Source organism: Corallococcus aberystwythensis (genome assembly GCF_003612165.1).
Taxonomy (GTDB): Bacteria; Myxococcota; Myxococcia; order Myxococcales; family Myxococcaceae; genus Corallococcus; species Corallococcus aberystwythensis.
Window position 1 is genome coordinate 1 of the sequence record NZ_RAWK01000337.1, and the last position, 9,393, is coordinate 9,393.

8 protein-coding genes and 3 pseudogenes are annotated in these 9,393 nt (G+C 70.8%); 6 read left to right on the forward strand and 5 right to left on the reverse strand.

Annotated elements, in window-relative coordinates; all coding sequences use genetic code 11:
- A pseudogene (locus tag D7W81_RS36475) lies at window positions 1–685 on the forward strand (hypothetical protein); the annotation flags it as partial.
- An 8-nt stretch (window positions 686–693) separates the two neighbouring features.
- Window positions 694–1,218, forward strand: coding sequence for a tetratricopeptide repeat protein (locus tag D7W81_RS36480; protein ID WP_120559989.1), 525 nt, complete (start codon window positions 694–696; stop codon window positions 1,216–1,218).
- A gap of 197 nt (window positions 1,219–1,415) precedes the next feature.
- Here the strand turns inward: D7W81_RS36480 and D7W81_RS36485 are convergent, their stop codons facing one another.
- The 4 genes from D7W81_RS36485 to D7W81_RS36500 all read right to left on the reverse strand — a co-directional run bounded on the left by D7W81_RS36485 (window position 1,416) and on the right by D7W81_RS36500 (window position 6,066).
- Window positions 1,416–2,612 (reverse strand): M48 family metalloprotease, encoded by a 1,197-nt coding sequence (locus D7W81_RS36485; protein ID WP_120559990.1) that lies wholly within the window; start codon window positions 2,610–2,612, stop codon window positions 1,416–1,418.
- 17 nt (window positions 2,613–2,629) lie between these two features.
- Window positions 2,630–3,811, reverse strand: a complete 1,182-nt coding sequence (locus D7W81_RS36490) for a tetratricopeptide repeat protein (RefSeq protein WP_120559991.1) — start codon at window positions 3,809–3,811, stop codon at window positions 2,630–2,632.
- Window positions 3,812–4,036: 225 nt separating this feature from the next.
- Entirely contained in the window at window positions 4,037–5,149 is a 1,113-nt protein-coding gene (locus D7W81_RS36495; RefSeq protein ID WP_120559992.1) for an ArsA family ATPase, read from the reverse strand.
- On the reverse strand, window positions 5,146–6,066 hold the full coding sequence (locus D7W81_RS36500; protein ID WP_120559993.1) for an ArsA family ATPase: 921 nt from the start codon (window positions 6,064–6,066) through the stop codon (window positions 5,146–5,148). Before D7W81_RS36500 ends, D7W81_RS36495 begins: the two co-directional genes overlap by 4 nt.
- Window positions 6,067–6,263: 197 nt before the next feature.
- Here D7W81_RS36500 and D7W81_RS36505 point away from each other — a divergent pair, with 197 nt between their 5' ends.
- Entirely contained in the window at window positions 6,264–6,575 is a 312-nt protein-coding gene (locus D7W81_RS36505) for a hypothetical protein (RefSeq protein WP_120559994.1), read from the forward strand.
- Window positions 6,576–6,596: 21 nt separating this feature from the next.
- A complete protein-coding gene (locus D7W81_RS36510; RefSeq protein ID WP_120559995.1) occupies window positions 6,597–7,403 on the forward strand; it encodes a ParA family protein in 807 nt (268 codons plus the stop codon).
- A 53-nt stretch (window positions 7,404–7,456) separates the two neighbouring features.
- Here the strand turns inward: D7W81_RS36510 and D7W81_RS36515 are convergent, their stop codons facing one another.
- Window positions 7,457–8,131 carry a polyhydroxyalkanoate synthesis regulator DNA-binding domain-containing protein gene (locus D7W81_RS36515; RefSeq protein ID WP_120559996.1) on the reverse strand — a complete coding sequence of 225 codons (675 nt, stop codon included), beginning with the start codon at window positions 8,129–8,131 and terminating at the stop codon, window positions 7,457–7,459.
- 166 nt (window positions 8,132–8,297) lie between these two features.
- Here D7W81_RS36515 and D7W81_RS44465 point away from each other — a divergent pair.
- Window positions 8,298–8,393: pseudogene (locus tag D7W81_RS44465) on the forward strand (zinc-ribbon domain-containing protein); the annotation flags it as partial.
- Between the two features lie 12 nt (window positions 8,394–8,405).
- Window positions 8,406–9,393: pseudogene (locus tag D7W81_RS36520) on the forward strand (hypothetical protein); the annotation flags it as partial.

A 9,393-nucleotide genomic window follows, 5' to 3' on the forward strand; every position in this document is an offset into this window, starting at 1 on the left:
GAGTGGTGGCGGGAGCACGGGGGCGTTGGATCCGGACCTCAAGGAGTACGCCGAAGCGCTCCAGGTGCTGGACCAGAACTGGGACACCTTCGACACGGCGGTGGGGACCCGGGACGGCAAGCTGACGATGGCGAACCTGGAGGCGGTGCTGGACAGTCCGGCGGCGTCCCCCACGCTCAAGCGCGCCGCGCAGTTCTTCACGGACCACCCCGAGTACTGGCACCGCCTGGAGATGGCGGAGAGCGGCGGCCGGGACGGCGTCACCAGCTGGCAGGACCTGGACTCGGAGCTGGCCGCGGTGGCGAAGCTGCCGGGCGGCTCGTCTTCGAGCGGCAGCGGCCGGAGCACGGGCGGCTCACGGGCGCGCGACATCGTGGACAACCCGAACATGAGCATCGAGCAGAAGGTGCAGGCCCTGCTCATGGGCATCACCGAGGACACGGACGCGGAGCTCGTGGACGTGATGAACGAGATGGCCAGCGCCCGCGAGGAGCGCGCCACGCTGGGCTCCAGCAACTCGGACAAGGCGCGCGGCGCGAAGCTGGACACGAGCATGCAGGAGCTGGAGCTGCGGCTGCAGACGCTGATGGAGAAGCGCAAGGCCATGTTCGACCTGATGAGCAACATGTCGTCGAAGTTCAACGAGATGGCGAAGACGGCCATCTCCAACCTGCGCAGCGCGTGAGGGCCGCCATGGGACGCATCATCAAGCACGAAGGCGGCGAGGGGCAGCGGATGGAGACCGGAACGGCGCGCAGGCTGAAGGCGTTCGCGCGGGGCGAGACGACCTGGGCGGAGGTGGAGGGGATGACGTTCGAGGAGGCGAAGGCCATCGCGCAGGTGGGCTGCGACCTGGCGGCGGCGGGCCGGCTGGAAGAGGCGCGCATCCTCTTCGAGGGGCTCGTGGAGGGGAACCCGAAGGACTCGGCGGCGCACGCGGCGTTGGGCACCGTGTACCAGAAGCTGGGACGGGTGGAGGACGCGCTCACCGAGTACACGCACGCGCTGTCGGGTGACCCGCGCAACCCCGTGGCGCTCACCGGCCGGGGCGAGCTGCACCTGCGCCGGGGCGAGCGTCAGGGCTTCACGGACATCGCCAACGCGGTGGAGGTGGATCCGCACGGGGAGACGTCCGCGGGGCGCCGCGCGAAGGCCCTGGTGAAGGCCATCACCCTGGTGGCGGTGGAGAAGCTGAAGGAAGGCGCTCCGCCGACGTAAGGGGCCGCTTCAAGCCCGGGCCGCCGTCAGGAACGCGGTGGCTCGCGCGAGAGGGTGCTGAAGGGAAAGACGTTTCAAGACGGATGTGCCGCCGGACAGTTGGGGAGCGGTCCGGGGGCGGCCGGCCGGAGGGTGGGCCTGGATGGCGAGGGGGAATGGAGTGGAGGCCCATCCACCGGCGGCTTCTTGAAACGAGCTCAGGGCGTGTCGACCGCGGCGATCCGTTCCCCCATGGGCGGATGGCTCATGCCCTTGAGCACGAGCCAGCGTGGCGGCTCCGGGTCCATCTTGTTCACCCGGGCGGCCTTCACCAGCATGCGGCGGAAGGCGCCCGGGTCGCCGGTGAGCTTCAGGCCGTAGCGGTCCGCCTCGCGCTCGCGTTCGCGGGAGAGCACCCCGGACACGGGGGCCGCGAAGCTGATGAGGAGGAACACCACGAGCGACACCAGCGGCAGGGTGCGGATGTCGCCCGGGCGTTGGATGCCCCACCAGCCCCGGCGGGCGGAGAGGCGCAGCAACCCGTCGATGAGGAGGAGCAGGGCCATCACCGCCAGCGAGGAGGCGATGCGGCCGGGCCAGCGGGGCTCGTTCACGTGGCCCGCCTCGTGAGCCACGGCGGCCAGGACTTCGTCCTCGGCGAACTCCTGCAGGATGACGTCGTTGAGGACGATGGTGCGCGTGGGGCCCTGGCCGGCGAAGTACGCCTGGATGCGCTTGGACGTCACGGACGTCTTCTCCACCATCACGTCGGAGAAGGTGATGTCCGCCTTCCGCATCAGCGCGGTGATGCGCGCGCGCAGCGGCCCTTCCGGCAGGGGGCTCTGGTCGAAGTAGAGGCGGGCGCGGTACGGGTCCAGGGCGGAGGCGACCAGCATCAGCAGGGCCACGGGCACGCCCAGCACCAGCCACCAGCGGCGCACGCGGCGGGCCAGGCCATACAGGCCGACCACGAGCGCGGTCAGCGCGATGGCGCCCACGACGCCGCCCTTGAACCACGTCCACGCGAAGCCGGCGGGCGTGTCGTTGGACATGCCGTACCGGTGCTCCAGCACGTAGTAGAAGTACACGTTCGCGGGGGCGTAGAGCAGCTGGGTGGCCACGTCGATGAAGAGCGCGAAGAGGATCGCGGTGCCCCAGCCGCTTTCGCCCCACAGCCGGTCCATGGCGCTGAAGAAGGCACGGCTCACCGGGGCCTTGCGCAGGCCAGCGCCGAACCTGCGCTCCAGCGCCGCCGCCGCGGCCGTGGCCCCCCGGTACACGGGCCGCACGAGCACGCCCAGGAGCAGCGCGGACAGGGCCAGCCGCACCCACGGCTCCACCGCCGCCCGGATGTAATAGGGCTGGTGGTAGGCGTGGATTTCGGCGAGCTGCTCCGGGGTGAAGAGCGGTTCCATGGCCGGAAGGACGCGCGTCAGCGGTGCTTCGCGCCCGCGCTGGAGGCGGGCATGGGTACGGAGACCTCCTGCGACTCCGTGTCGGCATCCGCGTCCGCGAGCAGGAGCGACTTCACCTTCTCCAGGCTCTGGCGGGTGCGGTCCACGAAGGCGTTCTGCGAGCCGATGCGCTCGGCGGCCTCCAGCGTGCGCTCGTAGATGTTGATGGACTTGGTGAGCAGCACGCGGATCTTCTTGCGCAGCTCCTGGCGGTAGACCTCCGCCTCCTCGGCGTTGAGCTCCGGGGGCGTGGGCGAGTTCACCATGTGCTCGTGGAGGTTCTCGTACAGGGCGCCAATCTGCGCGCCCGCGGCGGTGGCCCAGTAGCCGTTGCCCACGCGGATGGCGCGCAGGTAGTGGCCCTGCGCGGACAGGAGCAGCTCCGCCTTGTAGTTGAGGTCCTGCGCCAGCCCGTCGCTGCCCCGGCTGGCCTCCAGCTTCACGGCCTCGTAGTGCAGCCGGTAGATCTCCCCGACGAAGAAGTGCGCCTGCGCGGGGAAGTAGTCCTCCACCTCCGCCTTGTCCGGCAGGGCGTCATACGCGGCCAGCGCCTTGCGCAGCGTCCCTTCCGCGTCGTCGGTGCGGCCGGCCTCCACCTGGCAGATGCCCTGCTGCACCTGGGCCTCGATGCGGCGGCCCGCGGGCAGGTCCGCGCGCGCGGACAGCGTGGTGAGCAGCTTCACCGCCTCCTCGTAGCGCTCCAGGTGGTAGAGCGTCTCCGCCACGCGGAAGGACGCGTCCAGCGCGTCGCCCTGGCCCTTCTCCGGCTCCGCCAGGTCTGAGAAGCGCCCGTAGGCGTCGTCCCACTCCTTGAGGCGCTGGTGCGACAGGCCCGCGTTGTAGAGGGCCTGCCGGCGGTGCGGGCTGTTGGGGTGGAAGTCCGCGAGCCGGCCGAAGTAGCGCGCCGCCTGCTTGAAGTCGTTGGCGGCGAAGGCGGAGGTGCCGCCCGCGAAGAGCTCCTCGTCGTTGAGCTTGTCCAGCTCCAGGTCCGCCGTCACCGTGACGGGGTCGAACTCCACGACCTGCTTGTTCGCCGTGGCGTCCGGCTTCACCGCGCCCGTGGTGCGGCAGCCCGTGAGCGTCAGGCCCAGGCCCAGCACGCCCACCCACAGCCAGCGCCGGGCGACTCCGGCTGCATCCATCCGCTTCCTGCCGTGCATGCACCTGCTCCCATCCGGACGCCCACGTCACCTGCGGTGTGGACCCGGACATCGACACCCCGGGGACCCGCCAGGTTCCCCGGATGGCTTTCCCGGACCGAGGCCGGGGCCCGCCAGTCTAATGCGGACAGGGCCCCGGTGCCCTGTCGCCCGGCATGAACGCCCGCGCTCGCCGGAAATGCCCGGCGGCCATGGCGTGTCACGCGGGGTGGGGGAGGGCGGCGCTCAGGCCAGGACGTCGTCGCCCAGGAGGTAGCGGCCGGTGCCCCACAGCGCGGTGAGGTCGTGCACGTCCAGCCCGAAGCGGGGCACCTGGATGAGGGGCGTGCCCGGACAGGCCGCGCGCAACTGCGCCAGGCCCTCCAGGTCCTGCTGCGCCAGCACCTGGGTTTCGCGCAGCGTCTCCTCCACCTTCGCGCGCCGGGTGGGCGTCAGCGTGGCCGCGTCCTCCCACTGCGCCTGCGTGGGCAGCGGGTGCACGCGGTTCACCACGATGGCGGTCATCTCCATGCGGTTCTGCTGGAGCAGCTTGTGGAAGTGGATGGCCTCGTCCAGCCGCTCCGGGTTGGGGCTCGTCACCAGCACGAACCCCGTCGTCTTGTCCTCCAAGAGCTCGCGCACGCCGCGGGCGCGCTCGCGGAAGCCCTCGTTCATGGAGGAGAGCGTCACCATGAAGGAGGACAGCTCCTGGAGCATCTCCGTGCCGGTGAAGCGCGACAGCGCGCGCGTCACGTAGCTGCCGCCCAGGTTGAAGAGGGACAGGCCCACCTTGCCCGCCTTCAGCGCGGGCGTGAGGAGCCACTTGGCCGCTTCGTTGTCCAGGAAGTCCAGCACCCGGTTGGGCGCGTCCAGGAAGTCCAGCGCGTGCGCGGTGGGCGGCGTGTCCAGGACCACCAGCTGGTAGTCGCTGCGACGGCGCAGGTCCCAGACCTTCTCCATGGCGATGTATTCCTGGCTGCCCGCCAGGGCCGTGGAGAGGGACTGGTAGAAGCGGTTGGCGAAGATTTTCTCGCGCTGGTCCGGCGGGGCCACGCGGGTGATGAGGTCGTCCCAGGTGGCCTTCATGTCCAGCATCATCGCGTGCAGGGCCGCCTTGGGCTTCACGCCCAGGGGCTCCAGCACCGACGCGGGGACCTCCGCCTCCGTGTTGCCCAGGCCGGACAGTCCCAGTGAGTTGGCCAGGCGCTTCGCCGGGTCGATGGTGCACACGATGCTGGGGCGGCCATCCACCGCCGCGCGCAGCGCGAGCGTCGCCGCCACCGTCGTCTTGCCCACGCCGCCAGAGCCCACGCAGATGAGCACGCGCTTGTTCGCGAGCGCCGTTTGCAGCGCCGTCATGCTCCCGCGCCTCCCTTCACCATCGCGTCCAGGTGCCCCATCACCGTCTCCACCGCGTCGCGCCCGAAGCGCGGCACGAACAGCCTGGGCACCGTGTACACCGGCGCGTGGAGGTTGCGCTCCAGCTTCGTGCCCGCGAGCACCGCCTGCGACGCGCGGTCATGGTGCGCCTGCGCCACGCGCTTGAGCTCCGGATGGCCCGCGAGCGCCTCCAGGTCCGCCTCCGTGAAGCGCTGGGGGAAGGCCTGGTTGAGCACCGCCGCGTGCGTGCGGATGTGCACCCGGTCCCTCAGCGCGCTGTGCAGCTCCAGCGCCTCGTTCACCGGCATCTCCTCCGGCAGCGACACCAGCACCGCGGCGGTGACGGAGGGGTCCACCAGGAGGTCGCGCATCTTCAGCGCCTCGCGCGTCATGGGCCCCGGCGGCACCGTCTGCAGGAGCACCTGCGGCACGCTCAGGAAGGAGATGGCGTGGCCGGTGGCGGGCGCGTCCAGCACCACCGTGTCGTACTTCCAGCGGCCGTCCGGCAGCTTCTCCTGGAGGTGGAAGAGGATCTTCCCCAGCAGCACCAGCTCCTGGAGCGACGGGATGAAGCGCAGGAAGTAGCGCACCAGCCGGTTCTCGAAGACCGTTTTGTAGAGGGTCTCGAAGCGCAGGACCATCAGGCCGTACTCGCGCATGGCCTCCTGGGGGCGCACGGTCACCGCCCAGAGGTTCTCCTCCAGCAGCTTCACCTCCGGGCCCGCTTCGGGCAGCTCCAGGAAGCGGCTGACGCGCTCCTGGGTGTTCACTTCACACACCAGGGTGCGCCGACCCGCGCGCACCGAGGCGAGGGCCAGGGCGGCGGCGATGGTCGTCTTCCCCACGCCCCCCTTGCCAGAGACGATCCACAGGCGTTTGTCGAGCAGTCCAGCCATAGAGGGCGCGCGAACCGTAGGGATGGCCTCCCGGAGAGTCAACGAGAGTCCACGAGCAGAAACCCCCATTGTTCCCCTGCTTGACACGTCGCGTTGGCCCCTCCCAGAGTGCGGCGTCCTCTTCCTGACGTCCCGCCTGTCCCGACGGCCAAGACGCCTTCGGCCGCGGTGGGCCGGACCCCAACGGTTCCAAGACCATGCTCAAGAACAACCCGGTGATGAAGAAGCTCGTGGAGACAGGCGAGGAGCGCGTGGGCAAGCTCGCGCAGCAGCTGCTCTCCAACGAGAAGTTCGTGGCGGCGGTGCAGGGGCTGGTGTCGCGCTCGCTCGCGGCGAAGGGGACGCTGGACGCGGCGCTGCGCACGGCGCTGTCGGCCATGAACCTGCCGTCCACGGCGGACCTGGAGCAGCTGCGCTCGAAGGTGGACGACCTGGAGCGGCTGCTCGCGTCCGTCGAGGGCAAGGTGGACACGCTCGTGTCGAACACGTCCTCGAAGAAGAAGGCGTAGCGCGCGTCCGCACCCACGGCCATGCGGCGCATCGCGTTCATCAACGAGAAGGGCGGCACCTGCAAGACGACGCTCGCGGTGAACACCGCCGCGTGGCTCGCGCTGGAGCAGCGCCGCCGCGTGCTGCTGGTGGACCTGGACACGCAGGGCCACGCGGGCAAGTCACTGGGGCTGGACGTGCGCACGCTGCCGCGCAACGTCTTCCACCTGCTCACCGACCCGGAAGTGTCCCTGCCTTCGGTGGTGCGGCCCACGGGCGTGAGCGGGCTGGACGTGGTGCCCGCGTACAAGGAGATGGCGGAGTTCCCCGTGGTGGTGGCGCAGGACCCGCGGCGCGCGCACCGGCTGGCGGACCGCATGCGGGAGGCGGAAGCCGCGGGCTACGACGTGGTGCTGTTCGACGCGCCTCCGTCCATGGGGCTCACCACGCGCAACATCCTGGTGGCGGCCACGGAGGTGGTGGTGCCGGTGGCGCTGACGTACCTGGCGCTGGATGGGTGCGCGGAGCTGGCGGACACGGTGCGCCAGGTGGGCGAGGCGGAAGGGCGCCCGGATCTGCGCGTCACCAAGGTGGTGCCCACGCTGTACCGCAAGACGGCGCTGGCCACGGCCATCCTGGAGCGCCTGCGGGCGTACTTCCCGGACGCGCTCGCCGCCACGCCGCTGGGCTACAGCGTCAAGGTGGATGAGGCACAGAGCCACGGGAAGACCATCTGGGAGTACGCGCCCCAGAGCCCGGGGGCGCGGATGCTCGCGGCCATCGCGGCGGAGATTGATGGCGGGTCCCCTCCGGCGAAGCGGAAGCGGCCCCGTCCGAAGGTGGCCTGAAGCGCCAGGCGCCCGCTTCCTCGCGGGCGCCACGGCCTTCATGCACCAGCGCTTCAGGAAGCGCTGGTGTCCTTCTTGTCGCCCTTCTCCACGGCGTCGAGCTTCTTCTCCAGCTCCTCCAGCCGCTGCGAGAGCGCCTGCATGTCACGGCCCAGGGCGGGGAGGTTGCCGGTGAGGTTCTCCACGACCTGCTTCACGCGCTCGTCGATGCGGCGCTGGAAGTCCTCGAAGGCGCGCTGGCTGGCCTTGAGCAGCTCCGCGGGGTTGAGGCTCGCGGCGCCGGCCTCCGCCTGGGGCGCGTCCGGAGTCGCGGCGGGCGCGTCCGGGGTGGCCTCCGGCGGGCTGCCGTCCTCGCGGCGCAGCAGCTTGTCCAGACGCTGCTCGGCCTCCTCGCGGATGGAGGCCACGCGCGGCGTGACCTCCTTCTGGATGAACCCGGAGATGGACTCGCCAGGGTGGCGGATGATCTCCCGCAGCACCGACAGCGGCATCTGGTTCTTCTTCTTCTCCTCTTCGAAGATGATCTGCGCGAGGGTGACGGAGGTCAGGTCTTCCTTCGTGCGGTTGTCGACAATCCGCACCTCGGTGCCCTCCTTGATCATCACGGCGATCTCATCGAGCGTGACGTACCGGCTCTCCACGGTGTCGTAGAGCTTCCGGTTCGTGTAGCGCTTGATGATCTTCGGCTCCTTGTTGCTGGGAGCGTTTGCTTGCTCGGCCTCGCTCATGTCTGTCGTCTCCGACCCCGGCTGCGCCTTGGCATTTACTGGTTTACTACTGATTTCCAAAGGGGCGAACCTCGTATCAAAGGGGTTGGAAGCGAGCAAGTTACCCGGGTCCGACTCGCCGTGGTTGGCGGGTGGGCCTATGCTCTGAGTCCCCCGACCCGACCCCATGATCGTCCAGTGTGAACAGTGCCAGACGCGGTTCAAGATCCCCGACGAGAAGGTGACGGAAAAAGGGGTCAAGGTCCGCTGCACCAAATGCCAGAACACCTTCAGGGTGGCGCGTGAGCCCGCGCCGCCCCTGAGTGCCCCTCCGCCCGCTGGCCCACCGGCCGGGCAGGCGGACCCGTTCCAGGCGTTTGGAGAAGCCCCGGAGCCCACCGGCGAGGTCACCCGGCCCGGCCCCGCGTACTACGCACCCGGCGCCCCGCCCGTGAAGTCCCCGGTCAAGACCTGGGGTGACGTGGACGTGGACATCGACGTGGATGCTCCGTCAGGCGCCGGGGGAGCGACGATGCCGTTCGACCCACCCGTGTCGTCCCCGGGGGTCGCGTCCCGGCGGCCGGCGGCTCCGCTGCCGTCGCCCACGAACCTGGCCGGGCTGGACATGGAGGATCCGTTCGCGGACTTCATGTCGGATGCGCCCGCGCCCGCTGCTCCGGTGGCGGCTCCCCGGCCCGTGGCTTCTCCACCGTCGGGAACCTTCCGCGCGGTGCCTCCGGGGGCCTTCGCGCCTCCTGCCGCACGGGCTGCTCCTCCCGGGGCGTTCGCGGTGGGGCCCGCGGGGCCGGCCCGTCCGGCGGCCGTGGCTCCGGCTCCGGCTCCGGCGAGACCGGGGGCGTTCGCGACCGGGCCTTCCGCACCGGCTTCCCGTCCGGTGGGGCCTGCCGTGGTGCCTCCAGGGCCCGCAGCCGCCGCGATGCGGCCGGCGGCTCCCGTGGGGCTGGGGGCTGGCGCCGCGGTGGCGGACTTCTCCGTGCCGGATGAAGCGTCGTTCCTGGGGCTGGATGACTTCCCGGGGACCGATTCGTCCTCGCTGGGGGCGGGGCCCGTGGTCCCTCCGGCTCCCGTGGCCCGTGCGGCGGCTCCGGCACGCGCTGCCATGCCCTCGGCTCCTGGCGCCCATGCGGTTGCTCCCGGTGCCGCGGTTGTTCCGGCGCGGCCTGCTGCACCTGGTGGTGCTGCTGCTCGGGCTCCCTCGGGCGCGGGTCCTGCGCGCGCGGCTCCGCCTTCCGGGCCCGGGGCGTTCGCGGCGGGACCGGGTG